Consider the following 18,884-nt stretch of genomic DNA (forward strand, 5'->3'; position numbering starts at 1 on the left):
GTAGCCGGTCCCTGGGCTGATGCCAGGGTCCACCCGGCCGCAGCCGCCGAACGTCGACGTGCTCCGTCGTCTCCTCTCCCCCACACCCCGCGCAGGCGAATCACCGAACCGTCCGCGCGCAGGAACTCGGCGAGGCCTGCCGCCGTCCATCCTGACGACGGCGGCAGGCCCGCACACCGAGAGAGCCGCAACGACGGCCCGGCGGGGATTCCCTCGAGGCCTGCCTGCATCACAGGCAGGCAGCTCGCTCAGCTGGAGAGCAGGAAGCGGTTGAGCACCCGAGTGCCGAACTTCAGCGCGTCCACCGGCACCCGCTCGTCCACCCCGTGGAACAGCGAGGCGAAGTCGAGATCGGCGGGGAGCTGGAGCGGGGCGAACCCGAAACACCGGATGCCGAGCTTCTGGAAGGCCTTCGCGTCGGTGCCGCCGGAGAGCATGTAAGGCAGCACGTGCGCGCCGGGGTCCTCCGCGGTGATCGATCCCGTCATCGCATCGACCAAGGCCCCGTCGAACGAGGTCTCCACCGGAGGAAGGCTGACCCACTCCCGCTCGACGTCCGGGCCGAGAATCTCCGCGAGCTCCCGTTCGAAAGCCTCCTGCCTGCCGGGCAGAACGCGACAGTCCACCGTTGCCTCGGCCACCGAGGGAATCACGTTCGCCTTGTAACCCGCCGTGAGCATGGTGGGGTTGGCGGTGTCCCGCAGCGTCGCCCCCACGATCCGCGAGATCGCCCCGAGCTTGCCGATCGCGCCGTCGAGGTCGTCCTCGGGGAAGTCCCAGCCGGTGATCTCCGTGACGCCCGCGAGGAACTCCCGCACCGAGTCGGTCAACACGATCGGGAAGCGGTGGGTGCCCAGCCGAGTGACGGCGGCGGCCAGCTTGGTGACCGCGTTGTCCTCGTGAATCATCGAGCCGTGGCCCGCTCGGGCCCGCACCTTCAGCTTGAGCCAGGCGATGCCCTTCTCCGCCGTCTCGACGAGATAGCTCCGCACCCCGTCCTTGAAGGTGACCGAGAAACCACCGACTTCGCTGATCGCCTCGGTGGCACCCTCGAAGAGGTCGGGTCGATTCGCCACCAGCCATTGGGAGCCCTGGAGACCGCCGGCTTCCTCGTCCGCGAGGAAAGCGAAGATGATGTCGCGCGGGGGAACGATGTTCTCCCGCTTGAACCTGCGGGCCAGCGCCAGCGACATGCCCAGCATGTCCTTCATGTCCACCGCGCCGCGGCCCCAGACGTAGCCGTCCTGCACGGCGCCGGAGAACGGGTGCACCGACCACTCCGAGGCATCGGCGGGCACGACGTCGAGATGGCCGTGAACGAGCAGCGCTCCCCGACTCGGATCAGCGCCCGGCAGCCGTACGAACACGTTGCCCCGCCCCGGCCGATCCCCCGACTCGACGTAGGTGGGGTCGTAACCCACCTCGCCCAGCTGTTCGGCGACGTATTCGCCCGCGGCCCGCTCCCCCACCACGGTGTCAGGATCTCCCGTGTTGGTGGTGTCGATCCGGATCAGCTCGCTCGTCAGCCGGACCGCATCGTCCTCGACGACGCCGAGCCCGCTGGTGATGTCTCCATGGGTGCTCACCAGCACTTTCTACCACTGACCACCGGGCCGACGGCAGTTTCAGGGGGCCGATTTGGGATCTGGCGGGACGATCAGCTAACCTATGTCCATCAGCACGGCGGAAGCCGAAGTTGGTCCGAGTGGCGGAATGGCAGACGCGCTAGCTTGAGGTGCTAGTCTCCGATAAGGAGGTGGGGGTTCAAGTCCCCCCTCGGACACAATCACTATTCACCCGTGGAGAGGTCGTCGCATAGACGGCCTCTTTCTCGTTTTCATACCGAAGTTCGAGTCGCAGCTCCCGGTACAGATCGGCGAGCCGGTCCGGGTTCGCCTCGGACAGGGCCGCTCCCACATCGCCGAGTGAGTCGATCATGGCGTGGATCTCGGCGTCGGTGATCGTGCTCGGTGCCGGGGTGTCGGTCAGCTCCGCGTGTGCCGCTGCTCGTTCGGCTTGTGCCTGGTTGATCGGCTCGACCAGCGCGGCCGGGTCGATTCCCGCGCCGATCGCGTCCTGGAACCGACGTAGCTTCGCCTCGGCCTCGGCGAGACGCCGGCGAACGTGTTCATGATCACTTCGCTGTCGGCGGTCGCCTTGCGAGTCGACCAGCGCTCGGATCGTGCGGCCGATGTTGGCCGGGGCGAACAGCTCGCCGATCCACCCGTTGACCGCGTCCCTGATGGCGTCTTCTCGCACGTAGATCGTGGGCGGATGCTCGGCGAGAGCGGGCGAGCCGGGAGCCAGCGTGCGCGCCGGGCACCGGTAGTACATGCCGTGTTTGCGGGGACTGCCCTCCATCTTCCGAGAGCAGATCCCGCACCGGATGTGCCCCCGGAACAGGTAGGTCCGTGTCGTCGCCCGGCCGGATCGTTCGGTCTTGCGGGCGGTGCGCAGCCCGCCGACGGACTTGGCCCGGCGCTTCACCTGTGCTTCGGTGAACTCCGCCACGGTGACGATCGGCGGATGCGCCATGCTGCGTGACCGCACGACCTGATCGGGCCTGGCCCGCCGGAACCGGGTGACATGCCCGGCCGCGATGTCCTCGGGATCGATCAGCGTCTCCTGCCGAGTCCACCGGCCGAACACCGCATAACCGGTGTACTTCGGATTGTCGAGAATCGCGCGGACCGTACTTCCCTGCCAACCATCCGCGAGCCGATGCCGATTCTGCTCCGGTCGTCGCGCCGAAGGACACGCAATGCCCGCACGATTGAGCCCGTTCGCGATCGCCCGATCCCCCTTCCCGTCCAAGTACTCGGCGAAGATCCGCCGCACGACCTCGGCCGCATCCCCGTCGATCTCCAGCACCCGCAGGCGGTAACCCTCGACCGCCTTACGCGGGTTCGGATGCGGACCCGCGTTCACCACCGTGTACCCGAACGGGGTGCGCCCACCTTGGTGACGTCCCTCATTGAGCACCTGCGCGTCCATCGCCGCCCGAACCCGAGCCTGAACATGCTGCCGCTCGGATTCGCTCATGCCGCCGAGCACGCTCATGAGCATCTTGTGTGACGGGTTGCGCGGGTCGAACCTGCCACCGAGTTCGGGAACCCAGAGGTCAACCCCGTAGGCGGCGAACTTCGGCGCGATCAACGAGAACTGGTTGCCGAACCAACACCGGGTCCCCTCCCCCACCACGACCGCCGACCAACCACGGTTCGGGTTCTTCAGCTCGGCCAGCAGGCGGGCCGCGTCGGTCCGGCGTTCCCACGGGACCGACCGGGACTGCCCGATGTCGAAGAACTCGGCCGCCACCACCCCGCCGAGCGGCTCGACGAACTTCCGCGCGGTGCCGACCTGCCAGCCGTGCGACGTCTCGGGGTCCTGGTTGTCCTCTGTCGAGCACCGGCCGTAGAAGGCCACCGGCCCGATACCGACGTCCGTCGACTCGACGACGTCCACGCCCAACAGATCGTCCAGGACAGCCCATGGATTGCTGATTTCATCTGTCATCTGATCACCTCATCGGTTCGGTCTTCGAGGACCGGAATCGTCGTCAACTCGACCAGTATGGCAAGCAGGACGCGACTTGCGGGCGCCGTCAGCACTGGTAGATCGGCGGGAACCCGAACCGTGAGCGGAGATCCGGGCTCGCTGCCTGACGTCGACCTGGTCACGCCTCACCGTCCACATCATCCTCGGTCGGGCTGATTTCACCAGCTCGTACCCGGTCGACCGCGTCCCGGATCTCCGCCGTCAGGTACCCGCGCACCCGCCGCACGCCGTCCCCCTCCGGGACGTACTGCCGGGTGGGTCGGCAGCCCAGTTCGCCCATCTGCCGGGCGAACACGCTCGGCTCCACGTCGAGTGCGTCGGTGAGTTCGGCGGTCGGCACGAAGCGTCGACCGCCGGGGCGAAGTTCCTCGCCCAGGAACTCGACGACACCCCGCAACGGTTCGGGCAGCCGCTCGGCGTTCCAGCTCACCGGCCCCGCGCTGAGTGCGTCCGTCACGGCCGCCGAGTCGATCCCGCGCACCGTGTCCTCTCCGGCCGCGTGACCGGACAGGGTGCCCGCGATCTCCCGCAGCACCCGGCCGCGTGTGCAGACGGCCCGCCACTCGGCGTTCGTCAGATAGAAGGTCCGCACCGTCAACGCGACGGCGTCCGCACCCGCGTCGGTCTCCCCGCCCGGCCGGAGGATGCCGACTCCCTTGTGACTCGGCAGCAGCGTGGAGGCGTCATAGCCACGGGTGTTCATCTGGTCGCCGAGCACGATGTTGGAGTCCCGCCAGTCCATCACCCGCAGGGCGAACCGAGTGCCGAGCACCGACCGGAGTCGAGACGGGATGGTCTGGGAGTCGGGTCGCTGCGTGGCGAGTACGACGATGATCCCGGCGGCAGGCCCCTTCCGAGCGAGGTAGGCCAGCAGGTCCGCGATGTACTCGCCGAGCGTCGTCCCCCGCTCCCCCATCGTCAGCTTCGTGGGGTTGTCGAGAAAGACCTGCACCTCGTCGAGGACCACAGCCGTGATCGGCATCCGATGGGCGGGATCACGGGAGAGCTGCGGCGTGATCTTCGACTCGGGACACGTCTCATCGTCGAGTTCGGCCATGCGCGCGTAGCGGGACTGCACCTCCGCCACGAGTTCGACCAGGCCGTCTCGCACGGCCTCGGCGTGCGCCTGGTCGTCGCCGCAGACGAACCGATGGGCGACGGCCTCGGCCGCCCGCCAGTCCTTCCCGCCCTTGCCGTCGAAGACGTACAGCCGGGCGAAGGCGTCCAGGATGAACCCCGCTGCGGCCAGGCGGACCGCCATCGTCTTGCCCTGTCGAGGAATCGCACCGACCAGTAGCGACGTCCACACCAACGGGAGGTCGACCTTGCGCCGTCGCGCGTCCCGCCCGAAGGGCACCGGCCGCCAGGCGTCCCAGGTCTCCGCCCGCACCAACGGGGAGGAGAACGGCGGACCGCTGTAAGGGTCGACGTCGGCGACCCAGAGGAACACCCGCCCGGCGTGGCCGCCTCGGCCGCGCACTCGCTCGGCCACGAGCTGCACCTCGTCCACCGCCAACGCCGAGGCCAGCGCGTCCCGATGCTTGAGCACGTCGGCCGCCTTGCGGGTGGCGGGCAGGTCGACCGTGATCGACCACCCGCCGCCACTATGGGTGGCGCGCTCGACCAGCCGCAGCGACTCGTCTCGGCCGATCAGCTTCGCGTCCCGGAAGGCGTCGACCAACACCTGTGGATCCATCGTCCAGGCGAGCGTGCGCGGTCCGCCCAGCGCCGCCGTGCGGCCCGGTGCGCCGTCCTTCCGACGGCCGGCCACGGCCAGGGCGAGCAGGCCCGCCCCGACCGCACTCCACAGCGCCGGCGGCCCCGCCACGAGGTCGACGACCACCAGGCCGCCGACAGCGGCGAGCGCCGTGATCCCCGTGACGCGCCAGCGATACAGCGTCAGCGCGCGGATCTCGACGAACTTCTCTGCCAGCTTCTCGGCCTGCTCGACCGCGTCCCGGTAGTCCTGCACCCGTACCCAGCGGCGCCACGCCCGCAGCGCGGCCAGCAGGCCTCGGCCGACCGCCCCGGCGATCCGCAGCGGAAACCGAAGCAGCCACGTCACGGCATCCTTGACCGCCTGCCATCCCACCCGCCGGGTGGGGAGGATTCTCCGGAACAGTCGGGAAGTGCGGGTGCGGTCGACCAGCCGCGCGACCAGCAGACGACCGCGAGCCCGAAACGGAACCGGCGGGCCGGCCGCCGAGGTTCGGTCCAGCGCGGCGCCCGGCTTCCTCTCCTTCTCTCCGTTCATCGACGACCACCCCGGCGGCGGGGCAGGTCCTTCGTGGTGACCGTCAAGGCGCGGGTCAGGCTGTAGGCCGCGAACAGGGCCGGGACGGCCAGAGCCGCGAGCACCACGCCGTCATGTACCCGGCTGGACATCACGACCCACTGCACGGCCACGATGAGCCCGGCGTTGAACAACACCCGCCCGGTGAGGGACAGCAGGCGTCCGCCGGTCTGGGCCTTCTCCGCCGCAACACGGGCACGTCGTGCGCCCGCCCGCCACACCGAGGCGAATGCGATCAGCACACCGAGTCCGGCCATGACCTCGATCGGCGTCAGGGTGAGAGCGGTCATGACAGTGATCCCCCTTCGTGGTCGGAGGTCTCGGAGTCGGCGAAGCGGTGTCGAGCCCAGATGTGGTGCAGCGCGCGCCGGTCGTCCTCGGCGAAGCCGCCCCAGATGCCGTGGGTCTCGGCCCCGGCGGTGTGAAGTTCGAGTGCCAGGCACTCGTCCTGGACCGGGCAGCCCGCGCAGAAGTGGGCGGCCAGCGCGCGATCCGGGTCGTCGGCGGTGTCGGGTTCTGGCGGGTCGCCTTCGCGGTGCGTCGTGTGGCAGAGGCCGTCGCGCTCAACGGCGTGCCGAAGGACGTCGGAGGGCACCGGGTCGAACTCGGCCAGGCAGCGAAGGACGTCGTCCCACTGGTCGCCGGTCATCAGGCGTCACCGCCGTCTGTGGAGAGGTGGCGCTCGCCGAGCAGCCGAACGAGTTCGGTCGCGGGGATTCGGGGACAGCCGTCGCGCCACCGCGCACGCAGTGCGCCGAGTCGAACGGCGCGCGATACCTGGGCGGGCTGGACGTTCAGAACCCAGGCGGTCTGACGGACGGAGTAGTGCGTTTCTCGCCCGGATTCGGGCAGGCGAATAGCCACGAGAAAACCTCTCAACGAAGTCTGATGTATTGAAATCAGCAACATAGTGCTGATTTCAGCGCGCAATAGGCAGCGCTAGGTCACGGGCGCTGGCGAACAACGCCCTGTCGTCTCGCGAATCACCGTGGAGCGGCTAATCTCGGCGCTGAGGCGGAGCGCGGAGGAATAGGTGTCGGAAGACTGGGCGGCAGTCGCCAAGGCGATTGACGAGCGTGTGCACGAGCTGGGCTGGCGCCAGCGGGAACTCGCGGAGCGTTCGCACGTCTCGCAGGCGATCGTCCGCGAGCTTCAGCACCACACCGTCGAGCGCAGACGCAGCCCGCGCACCCTCGAATCCCTGTCGGTGACGCTGGGCTGGCACCCGCAACACCTGGACGCCGTCGTTCACGGCCGCACGCCGTCCGAAGTGGACGAACCCGTGACCGACCCGGCCGACACGGTCTGGTCGCGCCTGGAAGGCATCGAGACCCGGCTTGCCGAGATCACCGAACGACTCGACGATCTGCACACCGATCTGTCGACGGTGGTACAGCACGTCCGCGACTCGAAGAAATGACCGTGAATTCGAGCGGCGGAATCGGGTTTCTCTCATGCCATTGATTCCACTCGGAATGCGCCTGCGAAACCATGCGATGACAGTGCAACTCCGATGCATGACCAGTGCAGAAGCAGCGCAGAACGGCTATCTCGGGGGGACGAGCTGATGGCGCGGCCGACCGGCTGGACCGGCGCGAGCGCGTGCGCCTTACAGGCCGCGTTGCGCCTGAGCAACGAGTCGTTCGCCGCCCGATTGGGAATCGCCGTGCGCACGGTCGCGGGCTGGCATCAGAAGTCGACGACTCGCCCCCGCCCGGAGATGCAACAGCTCCTCGACACGACGTTGGAACAAGCAGACCAGGCCGTGCGGGAGCGCTTCGCCGCGCTCAGCGCCCGGCCGGAGACCCCCGCGCAGCTCTCTCCCGCCGAGCCCGCTCGACAGGCCGAACCGGTCTCCGCCGAGGCGCTGCGGCGGCTGGACTCCGACCACGGCATCAACGACGCGCTCGCATGGCTCGACGACCATGCGGGGTGGGAACCCGGCACGGCACGCCGTGCGGTCGCCGAGCGGCTGGCAGCACTCGACGTCCGGGAGCTTCGGGACCGAGGCAGCCGACGCGGCAGGGTCGACCAGCGCCGCATCGCCCACGCGCTGGCCGCCTACTACCGCGATGTCGTCGAGGATCACGGCCGCTACACCGTCCGACACGACGGCGGCGCCGAGACCGAGACGAGCATCCTGACCCGACCGGGCTGGCTGGACCTGAACTGTTCCCTGACCACCGGAGGGGACCGCCTCGCCGTAGACGGCACCCCGGCTGCCGCGCTTCGCCTGGATGCCGAGGCTGCTGACCACGGGGTGCGCCGACTCGCGGAGACACTGGCGCTCGACATCCGGCTCACCGACATGCCGCTGTATCGCCTGACCGGGACCGCCGTCGACCAGGGCGGCATCGGCGGAACACTCGCCCTGTCCCGCTTCGTCGAGTACGCCTGCACCATGGACCTTCTGGAAGGCGAACTGGTCGACGCCCTCGCCACCGGGGCACCGGTAGAGCCCGGCAGCCTCCCCCTGCGGGATCGACACCTGCCGGATCTCGCCTCGGTACTCGATCTCGCCGGACGTCTCTGCGCGGGCGGCACGCTGGCGTTGTGCGCGATCGCGCGACCAGCCGACCCGTTTCGCGGACCGGCCGACTACGTCTTGCTGGTGCAGGAACGCTCCGGCCACGTCGTCAACGCCGCTCGGCGGCTCGCCGTCATCCCGAAGGGCTTCCACCAGCCCATGACCGACGTGCGGGCGGATGCCCGGCTGGGTGCCACGCTGCGGCGGGAGATGGAAGAGGAGCTGTTCGGCCGAGAGGACATCGACAACACGGTGTCCGATCAACGGCGAGCCGATCCGATGCACCCCAGCCGACTGTCCGCCCCGATGCGCTGGCTGTCGGAGGAGTTCGGGCGGCTCCGGATGGAGTGCACGGGGTTCGGTCTGAACCTCGTCAGCGGCAATTTCGAGTTCGCCGGAGTGATCGTCGTGGATGACGAAGATTTCTGGACACGCTTCGGCGGTGAGATCGAGGCCAACTGGGAATCGCACGGTCTTCGGCAGTATTCGAGCCTGGACAGTGGATTGATCTCGGAGCTGATCGGTGAGGTAGCGTGGAGCAATGAGGGCCTGTTCGCAATGTTGCAAGGCCTTCGGAGGTTGAGTGAGATCGGCGGGGACCGCGTGAACCTGCCCGCGATGAACTGGGAGGTGCGGGAGTGACGGCCCGCTGGCAACACGGAAACGCCAACGATGACACCCAGGAGACCCGTGGTTGGCTGCTCGGCCACTTCATCAATCCCACCAAGGACATTCGCTCGACGACCGACGTCGAGGTGAAATGGGCGAACCACCCGGCGGGCGACAAGCGCGCCGAGTGGACCACCGACGACCAGCGAACGACCCTGCTGTTGATGGTGCAGGGCGAATTCCGGCTGGATCTCACCGACGGCAGTGTCACCCTGGCCAAGCCCGGTGACTACGTGCTCTGGGGACCGGGCATCGACCACTCGTGGGAAGCCCTCGCCGATTCCGTGGTCATCACGGTGCGCTGGCCGTCGCTGCCCACCTGATCCTCACACCGGTAGGACATCAATCTGCGGGAGATCGACGCGCTCACCGCCGATCTCCCGCAGCCGTCGCAACCCTTGGGCAAACGCGAAGAGTCCTTCGTTGCTCCACGACTCGTCAGCAGCGAGAACGGCCACCAGTTCACGATCCAGGCTGGAATACTGCCGCAGGCTGCGTGATTCCCAGTTCGCCTCGATGTCACCACCGAAGCGCGTCCAGAACCGCTCATCGTCGATCACAAGCAGGCTGGCGAACTCATAGTTCCCACTGACGGTGTTCAGGCCGAATCCCGTGCACTCCATCCGAAGCCGTCCCGGTTCCTCGGACAGCCAGCGCATCGGCGCGGACAGCCGGCTCGGGTGCATCGGATTCGCTACTCGATTGCCGTCCTCGGTACTGTCCACCTCGGAGTGCCCGAACAGTTCCTCCTCTAGCTCGCGACGCAGCGTCGCCCCGATGCGGGTGTCCGCCCGGTAGTCTCGCAAGGGCTGATGGAATCCCTTCGGGATGACGGCCAGCCGACGCGCGGCGTTCACCACCTGTGTCGAGCGTTCTTGAATGAGAAGCACGTAATCGGCGGGTCCCCGAAACGCATCGGCCGGTCGCGCGATCGCACACAACGCCAAGGCCCCGCCGACGCAAAGCCGCGAACCGAGGTCAAGCATGCCGGCGAGCGAGGGAAGATACCGGTCCCGCAACGGCTGGCTGCCATGACACGGCGTCGCGCCGCGACTGACGGCGTCGGACAGCTCGGATTCCAACAGGTCCAGAGTGAGGGCGTATTCAACGAACGAGGCGAGCCCCACCGAGCCGCCGATGTGCGCGGGCTCAACGTCGACGGACAACAGCCGATACACCGGGCGGTCAGAGACACGGACTCCCGCCATGACGGCCTCGGCCAACCGATCGACGGCGTAGTGCGGCACGTCGTGTTCACGGGGCGCCCCCGGCATCACGGCATCCAGCCGAAGCAGGTCCGTGGTCGGTGTGAGCGGGCACCGCAGATCGAGCCAGGACGGACGGGTGAACACGGTTGTGTCGATTCCATGGCCGTCAATCCGAGTCCGATAGAAGCCGTGCCCCGGAACGGCCCGGTCGTAGTAGGCCGCCATCGCCTCCGCCAGTGCGCCACGTCCCACTCGCGCGGGAAGTCGCCCCGCGATCGCGGTTCGCACGCCCGGTTCGGCCAGCCTCTCGGTGACCCGGTCCTGTGTGGTCTGCGGAGTCCATCGGGATTGAGTGTCGAGCCAGTCGAACGCGGCGGACAAATCCACAGGGATGGTCCCGAAATCACCGGGGTGGGAGCGAGTCATCACGGTCTCGGGGACGTGAACGGTCCTCGGCAACGCCGTCCCACCCACGATGTCGGCCGTCCCGAGGGTGTCCCGTGGTGGGGACAGCAGGACATCGATGTCAAGACCGAAGATGCGTTCGAGAAGGCGTGCGGTGACCGTGCGAACCCGACCGAGCGGCTCCCCATCCGCGCGGTGCCCGGAGAGCAGCCGTTGCAGGTGCCGTGTACTGAGCGTGCCCGGCTCGCCGTGTTCACGCGCGAAGGTCTCGACGAACTCCGCGAACTCTTCGACGGACTGCCGCCGCTCCTTGATCTTCTGCTCCAGCACTGTCCGGTACACGCTCACGAGCCACCCCACCCCGTAGGTCCGTAGATGTCGTCATCAAGTCCGACTCAGGTCATTCCGCTGACCATGAGCTGACGTGATGATGATTTCAGTCTGACAGGGCTGTAAAGGAGCTGGTCGGACAGGTGACCGACGGAGGGCATTCGCGCCCGCCTCAAGCCGTCGGGCACCGGGAACGCGGCCGGGCAGCCATACACCGACACCCCGCCCCGGCCGCGTTCTCCCGACTCGACGGGAGGCCCGACGCGATGGCGAAGACCCCGGACGATCGATCCTCCGACCCGTGGGCACCACTGCTCCCGCCGGACAACCCCGCCGCCCAACGAGCACGCTGCGTCGCCTGGCTGACCAGCCGATGTCGGGGCGGCGTGGAGTGCGACTGCGTGCCAGTGGTGGAGATGTTTCCTACAGGCAATCAGCACCACTAAGCCGCCTCCGAGTTGCCATGTCCCATCAGCAACCAGCCACACTCACGGCTACAAACGACGCCTCGGGACACGCAGGACAGCTCGAAGGAAAATGTCGTATCCGTCCCATTCGATTCATCTCCAAGAGATGAATTGACGTCAACCCTCGCTTTATCCATCACGGGGAACCATCGAACGCCCGCATTGCAAAATACACCAGGATGCCCACAATTATGGCACCCACAATTACACCAGCCTTGAAATACTTCCAATTCTTTCCATTATCGTACTGGTGAATTATCGGCCCGCCGCTCCTCTCCATGAGGGCAACAGATTCTCTCGTTTCACTAGCCAGGGACGTCAATTTTACACTAGTCCCCTCTAACTCCTCCCTTGCCTCCCGAACTCGATCAGCAACATAGGAAGATTCAGCCATTTCTTCGGAAGCATTTTTCAGGACTTTGATGAATGGTTGCATCTCCATGAAGTTCTCAACTGCCATATTCAAGGAGCCCACATTATCCTCAAGCTTTCGAAGTTCCCCCGCTGAAGCCAGAAGCATTTCAGCCGAGTCGGGAAGATGCCGCAAGTAGGAAGCAGACTCAGCGAGGATACCTACTGCGTCGTAATCCAGGTACGGGCGTTCGAAGCTTTCGCGAACTAGTTCTCTCAAACTTTCCGCAGCACTTTGACTAATCTTTGCCAGTTCATTGATGGAATTAGCAATATCCTCCTTTGCCTCTACGACGACGCCTCCCAATATCTCCTCAAGGTCGCGCTTTCCGAGCACGTCGAGACCCGCCAGTTGCGTAGAGTAGTCCCCCTCACGCGCACGCTTCCATTCAATCAAGAGCGCTTTCGGATATTTTTGCTCCTTGGATTTGTCATCCACTGGGCCGTGATGCGACGAGCACAGGAGAATGAGATTTCCGAAACTATTTCTTTGAGGAACCGTCAGCAGCGGATCATATCTGGCACTACCCGGATTCAAGCCGTTAATATGCGCAATTTGAACACTTATACTAGGCTCTTTATCTACGATGCTCATAACTCGATTCGAGCACTGAGGAAAGTAGCATCGCCCACGACTTAGCATGAATAGCGCTTCCCGAACACCCGCTTTGTAGTATCTCTTAGCCACTTAAACCCCCATAAAACTCGCCTCAAGTTAACCCGACTGTAGCAGACAGTGATCGTATGACTCCATGTGGTCACCCGGCATCGGTCGTCCGTCGCTCTAGTCGCGTGGAGAAACAGCTGCCTCTCCACCCAGGTAGAGGCAGCAACGCCCTGGACCACCGACTAACTGGCCAAAGACAGCCGTGTGGTTAGTGCGCAAGTCCCCCCTCGGACACAGTTCTGTGGCAGCTATGCCCAGGTTTTGTGTTCAGTGTTTGAGTGTGTTCGGGCACTGTGTTGTGGTCTGTGAGGCGCACCCTCGTCGTTTTCGGCGGGGGTGTTCGTCATGAGTGGGGCTGTGATCGGCCCGGTGAATCTCGGGTCTCCGGGGTTGAGTGCCCTTTCTTGTGATTCTCGTTCTGCCGTGTCGGGCGTTCGTCGTGCGTTTCCGTTGCCGGTTGTTCCGGTACGGCGTAGTAGCACCGTGGTGTACGGGATGGCTGCGGTGGATAGTCGGGGTCGTGTTGCCGACCGCTCTGTCCTACGGGCGTTGGGTTGGGTGCCGGGTACGCGGATTGATCTGTGTGCCCGCGACGGGCTGATAGTGATCGACCACTCCGCTTCTGGCGTGTCGATGATCACTGTTCAAGGGCATCTTCGGGTTCCGGCGTCGATCCGGCACCGGGTGGGGCTGGTCGCGGGCGATCGAGTCCTGTTGACTGCCGACCCCGGCAGAAACCAACTCGTCGTGCACCCGCCGGCGGTCTTGGACGATCTGCTGGCCGCCCGTCACGCCGCGTTGTCCGGCGGTGATCTCTGATGACCGTCTCCGCTTCGCCTTCCTCGAACACGGCCTCGTCGGCTGAGGTGGATGCCGCCCGGCTGTTGCTGGCTCGCCTCGGGCTGTCGCCGGAAGACCTGATGGCGACACCGGCGAATCGGTCGGTGTCACCGACGTTCGCCGAGTACATCCCCCTCGTCTCGGCCGCCGTCACCGACGGCACCCGGCGGGTCTACGGCTCCTACTGGAACCGAATCCTGCATCACTGGGGCAACCGTCGGTTGGACGAGCCGACCCCGTCGGAGATCAAACAGCTCGTGGTGCGCATCAGAGCCGATGTCGTCCCCCGCCGCAACGCCCGAGGCGGTCGAGGCGCCGGGGAACATCTGATCGCCGCCCTGCGATGTGTCTACCGACATGCCGAAGACGACGGCCTGATCACCCGAGCCGACAACCCCGCCCTCAAAGTCCCCAAACCACGGCGCCTGCCCACCACCCGCCGTGCGGTCGCCGACACTCGACTCGCTGAGATCAACCACGTCGCCGCGACCACCGGTAACGATCCGGCTCTGGATACCTTGCTCCTGCGGCTGCACATCGAGACCGCCTGCCGCAGGGGCGGCGCCCTCGCGCTACGACCCCAAGACCTCGACCCAACCCAGTGCCTCATCTTCCTGCGAGAGAAGGGCGAGACGACCCGCTGGCAACCCGTCTCCCCCACCCTCATGGAACACCTCCAGCAACACACCCACGACCGACACGCACCAGCCGCGAAGCAGCTGCTGCGCTATGCCGACGGCCGCCCCATCACCACCCGCCGCTACGACCACCTCTGGACCCGCCTTGGCCGACACCTGTCTTGGGTGGCCACCCAACAGATCTCGACGCATTGGCTGCGCCACACCACGTTGACCTGGGTCGAACGCAACTTCGGCTACGCCACCGCCCGCGCCTACGCCGGACACACCACCACCAACGGCGACGCCGGAACCACCGCCACCTACGTCCGCGCCGACACCCACGACACCGCCACCGCACTTGCAGCCCTCACCGACGAACCACACCCACTCAGCCGATGACCACCACAACGACATCAATGCCAACCAGGAAGCCCGGCACTTGGCGGATTTCTTTCTGTCAACACTGAAGCAACAACCATGGACGAGAGCGACTCAAGCGTCGTCGGCGAACAGTTGTCGGGAGACCTCACTAGGGCACTGATCTGCGTCTCTTTGACCCCAGACTGGGGTCAAAGAGACGCAGGTTCAAATCCTGCCGTTCCGACGGTCGTGAAGCCCCGCTGAACTAGGCGAAAGCCCAGGTCAGCGGGGCTTTCTGCATTCTGATGTCGATCTTCCCGGTCCGTCCACTGTGGTCCGCTCGGCGGCTTGCAACTGGTTTTGGGAGGATCCGCTTGACGGACGCGATATGGGGTCGCACCAGCGACGCACGCCAGGTCACGAACGGGCAACGATCCCGTGTTCACTCCTGCCCCCGGTATCCGATGCGGGTTGGGGCGGAGAAGTGGCAAGAGACCCTTCCAGCACGTGATCAGACCGGGGCACGCAGGGAGCGCACTCCCCAAATCCCGCCAGCCGCTCGACGGCCCGCCGACGAAGATCACTGACCTTGGTTGCCCAGGACCGATGCCGACACCATCCTCACCGAACCCGTGAACTCTTCGGTGTGAACGAAGCGCGGAGCAGATGTGGCGGCGATGTTTCTCAGACCGTGTGACAACGGCTCGCCTCCACCACTCGTCACCGTAAGGAGCGTGGTCGTTCCTCCCCTACCAGCGGGTCGTCGTTGGAGGCCCGCTGGTAAGGGCCAGGTCACCACAGGCCTACGGGCTCGCCGAGGTGAACGCGATGCGGCGTTCCCGCTGCGCTCAACAGAACCTGCAGGTCGTGGGTGAGGACGTCGGGTACGGCCACGCCGAGCAGTCTGCGGGCTCGAGTGACGGCGACATACCAGTTGCGCAGGGTCCCGTCGTGGGCGGCATCGCCGTGCCGCCACCGTCGCACGGCGTCGTTCGACGGAAGCAGGAGCAGGACGGCGTCGGCTTCGCTGCCTTTGAGCTGGTGGACGTTGTCGATGCGAACCCCGAGTGTGCCGAGGCCCGCCGGTGACGGTCGGGGGACGGTGGGTTCCCCTCTCAGCAGGCCTGTGCGAGAGTTCGGGGTGGCGTCGGCGGGCGCAGGCCAAGCCTGGACTGCGGTGTTGACCTGTGCCGTCCAGGTCGAGGTCGGCGCGGGCAAGTGGTGCAGCAGCGCGTAGCCGTGACGCAAGGCGGTGCGCAGGGGCAGCCGGTGACGTGTGCTGATCGTCTCAAGACTGTCTTTGGTCGTGGGGTACCAGTACGCGGTCAGCCGATAGGCCGCCGCGCGGGCGGCCTCCTGCAGGGCCGCGGCCGAGGCGTGGGGGGCGCGGACAGTACGCCACGCGCGGGCGAGAAGGGTGGCCGGGTTCTCACTGGTCCAGGAGCGGGAACTGCCTCCGGGAAGATCGGCTCGGCGCTCTGCGGTGATCACGCAGTCAGCCGGGGCGATGGACTCCTGCGCTGCCAGTTCGGTGAACACCTCCGTTATGGGCCGTTCCGAGGTGGTGTGCTGCGGCTGGTCCTGTCCCAACCCCCGTCTTGACGTGGAGAAGGTCGTCGGCAGGATGACGACGGGGGTGCCCTCGGCGGCGTGCGGGCCTGCGGCCGTGTCGGCGGGGCGGCCGCCGCTGCGCAAGGTGGCGGCGAGGGAGCAGATGACGGGGCTGGACCGGTGATTGCGGGTGAGACGCATCGGCGGGCCCAGCTTGGCCGACAGCTGTTGCAGGCTGGTCGGGTCGGCGTCACGCCATGCATAGATCGCCTGGTCGGGGTCGGCGACCAGGATCAGCGGGACACCAGCGCCGTGGAGGGCGTCAAGGAGGAACAGATCGGTGCGGGAGCAGTCCTGTGCCTCGTCGACGACGACCTCCCGAAAGCGGGACCGGACCGGGGGCAGGACGTCATCGGGTCGCGTCTGCAAGTAGCGTCGGGCCAGCTGGCGGACGTCATGTCCGGTGAGGTAGCCCTGACCACGCAGACCGTTGCGCACCCGGAGGGCACGACGTTGCCATTCCCGCCTGACGTCGGCGTCGTCTCCGATCTTCTGGATCACCGACGTGGCGGCGATGTCGAAGCGGATCGTCTCTCGGCCGTGGTGGTCGAGGGTGAAGGGGACCTCGTTCAGGTCGATCACATCCGACCCGATGCGGATCGAGGTCTTGGCGGCCGGCAGCCGTGCCCAGGAGTCCAGGCGGCGCCATTCCGTTCCCGACGGCAGATACGGGCGGACGAGAAACTGCCAGAGGAACCCGTCGAGGGTGCCGACGAAGTGCGGATGGTTCACCATGTCGGGGCGGCCTGCGGTGACGCAGCGGCTGCGGATCTCCTCGGACGCGACCTGGGTGAACGACAGTAGTGCCCGGCCGCCCCGCAGCAGGGCAGGCGGATCGGCGAGGTGCCGGGCCTGGATGACGTGCGTCTTGCCCGCTCCGGGACAGGCATACAGCGTGAATGGGGCGGGTGCTGTGACGGCGTCGCGTTGCTCGTCGGTCAGTTCGGTCACGACGCCGTGTCCGGATTGTCAGTGATGAAACGGATCGCCTCGGCGAGGTAGTCAGGGACGGTGAACCCGCATCCGGGCGAGAGTTCGTCGGCTAAGGCGTGCGCGAACGCCGGTTTGGACACCGGTGCACCGACCACCTCGGTCAGCCGCTTCTTCTTCTTCACGAACTGATCAAGGAATGCCTGCGCCGGATCCGCGTCGTCCACGACCGCCTTCCACCGATCGGCAGGATTCGACGAGCAGGAGGCGAGGAAAGCCTTCTCCAAAAAGCCGATGTTCTCCTGACTCCAGAGCATGTATTCGAAGGTGGGATGCCCGATGGCCATGAATAGCCGGTCCGCGGCGCCCCACCCTGACACCAGAGCGGGGATCTCCTCGACCCGAGAGGCGGCCCGCCGCCCTGCGAAGTCATCGGCATCGGTGATCACTGCCACCCGTTGTGCAACGGAGGCCTGCCCACTCCCAGGTTTCAGCAGGACCGTGACATACGGTGTGAAGGCGACACCGCCCACGATGGCCAGGGTAGCGCCGTGGAAGCGTTCCACCGCCTCCTGTGACGCGGGGAGGTCCTCGGGGTCGTCGGTGTGCAGCAGCAGTTCGGCGAAGATCGGTAGCAGCAGCGCCTCAGACAATCCTTCGACCAGCACTGCTCGGGGCGCGAACAGCAGCGTGCTCTTGGTGATGTCCAGATAGCGGTCCAGCTCGCGTGTCTCCCGCCCGCTCATCCCGAGGTCGGCCAAGGCGACGACCTTGCTCTCCCACTGTGGGCCGTGACTGCGGTGGCGGGTGCACACGATCAGGTCCCGCACGCTAGCCGCCGCTGCGAGCACCGGTGAGTGCGTGGTCACCAGGACCTGAATGTGCCCTGCCGGTTCGGCGGGATCGACATGCGGCGCCCGACGGGAGTCCTCTGCGCGGCGGCGCAGATGACGCATGAGCAGGGTCTGCAGCTGCGGGTGCAGGTGGGACTCCGGTTCCTCGACGAGCAGCACGGTCAGGTCGGCCTGCCCGGCGGTGCTGAGCTCGGCCAGCACGGTCGCGATGAACAGGGCGTTGGCATAGCCCAGACCTGAGGACCCCAGCGGTGCGGGAGCGCCGTCGGTGTCGCCCAGATGCAGGTGGACGGCCCTGGCCAGCGACGCCAGGGTGGGCTCGGCAAATCGAGCGGCGGCCTGCTGAGGATGCGCTCCGGCCGTGACCGTCCGCAGCGGATCGTTGATCTTCGTCAGCAGGTTGGTGATCACCGGTTCCTCGGTGAGTTCCCCCAGCCTGGCCTCGGCGTGGTCGACGAACGCCTTGACGGCCTCCCGGCTGCCCAGCAGCGTGGCCAGCATCAGACGGATCCGGTCGCCGCTGCCGCTGCCCAGCTCCCGCACCGCGTCCCGCAAGGGAGGTAGGTAGACGTGGCGAACCCCGTGACGCAGTGCCGGTTCTCCCGCAGCCAAGTGATCCCGACCGACCGACCAGGTCGTCGCACCCCGACCTCGATCATCCTCGGGCGGCCGGAAGGTCAGGCCCCACCGGGCGCTGCGGGAACCACCGGGAGCGTCGGCGGGCAGCAGCCCTTCGAGGTAAGCACCGGCCATGGTCGGGGCGATGTCCTTCAGATCAGCCTCCACCCGCAGCGCCTCGCCCGAGGCGGCGGCACCGCAGAGATCCTGCCGGTCCGGTGTGGGCACCCGGCCGTGCACCGACCCGGTCAACAGCCGAACGGCGTCGATGACACTGGTCTTCCCGCTGTTGTTCTCACCGGCCAGCAGCGTGACGTCCGGCCGCAGCGGCACCGTCACCTCGCGGCACGCCCGGAAGTTCGTCAACCGCACTTCGGAAATGAACATGGCGACCTCGCGACGAGACGATCAATGTTGGGATCATCTTCGGCCGAGTGCACGGCGTTACAGGGCCGAACGGCTCAGACAACGGGGCGAGCAGAAGCGGCTCGGCGGTGCTACCGCCCCCTGCGCTGG

14 protein-coding genes and 1 tRNA gene are annotated in these 18,884 nt (G+C 66.7%); 6 read left to right on the forward strand and 9 right to left on the reverse strand.

Going from position 1 to position 18,884, the window contains the following annotated elements; translation table 11 throughout:
- Positions 1–248: 248 nt before the first annotated feature.
- On the reverse strand, positions 249–1,586 hold the full coding sequence (locus UA75_RS16210) for a M20/M25/M40 family metallo-hydrolase (protein ID WP_075743877.1): 1,338 nt from the start codon (positions 1,584–1,586) through the stop codon (positions 249–251).
- Positions 1,587–1,699: 113 nt separating this feature from the next.
- Here UA75_RS16210 and UA75_RS16215 point away from each other — a divergent pair.
- Positions 1,700–1,783: transfer RNA gene (locus UA75_RS16215), tRNA-Leu, on the forward strand.
- Here the strand turns inward: UA75_RS16215 and UA75_RS16220 are convergent.
- The 4 genes from UA75_RS16220 to UA75_RS16235 all read right to left on the reverse strand — a co-directional run bounded on the left by UA75_RS16220 (position 1,765) and on the right by UA75_RS16235 (position 6,500).
- Positions 1,765–3,516, reverse strand: coding sequence for a recombinase family protein (locus tag UA75_RS16220; RefSeq protein WP_075740954.1), 1,752 nt, complete (start codon positions 3,514–3,516; stop codon positions 1,765–1,767). The two genes, UA75_RS16215 and UA75_RS16220, sit on opposite strands and share 19 nt — an antisense overlap.
- Before the next feature lie 160 nt (positions 3,517–3,676).
- Positions 3,677–5,812 (reverse strand): FtsK/SpoIIIE domain-containing protein, encoded by a 2,136-nt coding sequence (locus UA75_RS16225; protein WP_075740955.1) that lies wholly within the window; start codon positions 5,810–5,812, stop codon positions 3,677–3,679.
- Positions 5,809–6,141 (reverse strand): hypothetical protein, encoded by a 333-nt coding sequence (locus UA75_RS16230; RefSeq protein ID WP_075740956.1) that lies wholly within the window; start codon positions 6,139–6,141, stop codon positions 5,809–5,811. Before UA75_RS16230 ends, UA75_RS16225 begins: the two co-directional genes overlap by 4 nt.
- Positions 6,138–6,500, reverse strand: coding sequence for a WhiB family transcriptional regulator (locus UA75_RS16235; RefSeq protein ID WP_075740957.1), 363 nt, complete (start codon positions 6,498–6,500; stop codon positions 6,138–6,140). Before UA75_RS16235 ends, UA75_RS16230 begins: the two co-directional genes overlap by 4 nt.
- 384 nt (positions 6,501–6,884) lie before the next feature.
- On the opposite strand from UA75_RS16235, the gene UA75_RS16240 reads away from it, so the two are divergent.
- From UA75_RS16240 to UA75_RS16250, 3 genes are all read left to right on the forward strand, one after another.
- The gene (locus UA75_RS16240; protein WP_075740958.1) at positions 6,885–7,271 is read left to right on the forward strand and encodes a helix-turn-helix domain-containing protein; all 387 of its coding nucleotides are present in this window, start codon (positions 6,885–6,887) and stop codon (positions 7,269–7,271) included.
- 147 nt (positions 7,272–7,418) lie between these two features.
- A complete protein-coding gene (locus tag UA75_RS16245) occupies positions 7,419–9,020 on the forward strand; it encodes a transcriptional regulator (RefSeq protein ID WP_075740959.1) in 1,602 nt (533 codons plus the stop codon).
- Positions 9,017–9,370 carry a signal peptidase I gene (locus tag UA75_RS16250; RefSeq protein WP_075740960.1) on the forward strand — a complete coding sequence of 118 codons (354 nt, stop codon included), beginning with the start codon at positions 9,017–9,019 and terminating at the stop codon, positions 9,368–9,370. The genes UA75_RS16245 and UA75_RS16250 overlap by 4 nt, the downstream gene beginning before the upstream one ends.
- Before the next feature lie 3 nt (positions 9,371–9,373).
- Here UA75_RS16250 and UA75_RS16255 read toward each other — a convergent pair whose 3' ends face one another.
- Complete coding sequence (locus tag UA75_RS16255; protein WP_157434217.1) at positions 9,374–11,008, reverse strand: transcriptional regulator; 1,635 nt, start codon at positions 11,006–11,008, stop codon at positions 9,374–9,376.
- A gap of 585 nt (positions 11,009–11,593) precedes the next feature.
- The gene (locus UA75_RS32910; protein ID WP_157434218.1) at positions 11,594–12,463 is read right to left on the reverse strand and encodes a hypothetical protein; all 870 of its coding nucleotides are present in this window, start codon (positions 12,461–12,463) and stop codon (positions 11,594–11,596) included.
- A gap of 699 nt (positions 12,464–13,162) precedes the next feature.
- Between UA75_RS32910 and UA75_RS34570 the strand changes: the two genes are divergently transcribed.
- Positions 13,163–13,354 carry an AbrB/MazE/SpoVT family DNA-binding domain-containing protein gene (locus UA75_RS34570; RefSeq protein ID WP_232237783.1) on the forward strand — a complete coding sequence of 64 codons (192 nt, stop codon included), beginning with the start codon at positions 13,163–13,165 and terminating at the stop codon, positions 13,352–13,354.
- On the forward strand, positions 13,354–14,394 hold the full coding sequence (locus tag UA75_RS16265; protein WP_075740962.1) for a tyrosine-type recombinase/integrase: 1,041 nt from the start codon (positions 13,354–13,356) through the stop codon (positions 14,392–14,394). Before UA75_RS34570 ends, UA75_RS16265 begins: the two co-directional genes overlap by 1 nt.
- A 753-nt stretch (positions 14,395–15,147) precedes the next feature.
- On the opposite strand, the gene UA75_RS16270 is transcribed toward UA75_RS16265, so the two are convergent.
- Together UA75_RS16270 and UA75_RS16275 are read right to left on the reverse strand one after the other, a co-directional pair.
- On the reverse strand, positions 15,148–16,917 hold the full coding sequence (locus UA75_RS16270; RefSeq protein ID WP_075740963.1) for a UvrD-helicase domain-containing protein: 1,770 nt from the start codon (positions 16,915–16,917) through the stop codon (positions 15,148–15,150).
- Entirely contained in the window at positions 16,914–18,755 is a 1,842-nt protein-coding gene (locus tag UA75_RS16275) for an ATP-dependent nuclease (protein WP_075740964.1), read from the reverse strand. The genes UA75_RS16270 and UA75_RS16275 overlap by 4 nt, the downstream gene beginning before the upstream one ends.
- Between the last annotated feature and the right edge of the window lie 129 nt (positions 18,756–18,884).

The organism is Actinoalloteichus sp. GBA129-24 (assembly GCF_001941645.1).
Taxonomy (GTDB): domain Bacteria; phylum Actinomycetota; class Actinomycetes; order Mycobacteriales; family Pseudonocardiaceae; genus Actinoalloteichus_A; species Actinoalloteichus_A fjordicus.

Excerpts from the sequence above, each read along its gene's own strand:
- UA75_RS16220 (WP_075740954.1), bottom strand. The coding sequence starts at position 3,516 with ATGACAGATGAAATCAGCAATCCATGGGCTGTCCTGGACGATCTGTTG.
- UA75_RS16225 (WP_075740955.1), bottom strand. The coding sequence starts at position 5,812 with ATGAACGGAGAGAAGGAGAGGAAGCCGGGCGCCGCGCTGGACCGAACC.
- UA75_RS16230 (WP_075740956.1), bottom strand. The coding sequence starts at position 6,141 with ATGACCGCTCTCACCCTGACGCCGATCGAGGTCATGGCCGGACTCGGT.
- UA75_RS16235 (WP_075740957.1), bottom strand. The coding sequence starts at position 6,500 with ATGACCGGCGACCAGTGGGACGACGTCCTTCGCTGCCTGGCCGAGTTC.
- UA75_RS16245 (WP_075740959.1), top strand. The coding sequence starts at position 7,419 with ATGGCGCGGCCGACCGGCTGGACCGGCGCGAGCGCGTGCGCCTTACAG.
- UA75_RS32910 (WP_157434218.1), bottom strand. The coding sequence starts at position 12,463 with ATGAGCATCGTAGATAAAGAGCCTAGTATAAGTGTTCAAATTGCGCAT.
- UA75_RS16265 (WP_075740962.1), top strand. The coding sequence starts at position 13,354 with ATGACCGTCTCCGCTTCGCCTTCCTCGAACACGGCCTCGTCGGCTGAG.
- UA75_RS16275 (WP_075740964.1), bottom strand. The coding sequence starts at position 18,755 with ATGTTCATTTCCGAAGTGCGGTTGACGAACTTCCGGGCGTGCCGCGAG.